Source organism: Pseudomonas sp. IT-P260 (assembly GCF_949768395.1).
GTDB classification, from domain to species: domain Bacteria; phylum Pseudomonadota; class Gammaproteobacteria; order Pseudomonadales; family Pseudomonadaceae; genus Aquipseudomonas; species Aquipseudomonas parakoreensis.
Window position 1 is genome coordinate 1 of the sequence record NZ_CATKPO010000027.1, and the last position, 412, is coordinate 412.

Here is a 412-nt window from a genome sequence, read left to right on the forward strand (position 1 = left end):
GCCGCAGGCGTCATAGGCATAACGCAAGGTGCCCCAGCCCTGATGCTCGGTGATCAGCCGGTCCTGCCGATCGTATTCAAAGGCCAGTGGATGTTGCTGGCCGTCATCGACGCCGATCAACCGGCCCAGGCGGTCGTAGGTGTAAGCCACCTCAACCCCGTCCGGCAGGGTCTTGAGCAGCAGACGCCCGGCCGCATCACGCGCGTAGGCAGTGACCAGCGTCGAGCAGTCATCGCCGAACTCGGTTTTTTCCAGCAGGTGCCCGTTGCGGTCGTAGGCGTACGCGGTGCGCCGGCCGTCGAAGCCGGTTTCCTGTCGGATCAATCCGGTGGGCGTGTAGTCCAGTCGGTACTTTTCCCCGGACTCGTTCTCGATTTCCGTCAGCAGCAGTTGCGCATGGTCGTAGCGATAC

General features: G+C 63.1%; 1 pseudogene. It reads right to left on the bottom strand.

Features of this window, described 5'->3' with window-relative positions:
- Positions 1-412: pseudogene (locus ACM6HV_RS13960) on the bottom strand (RHS repeat protein); the annotation flags it as partial.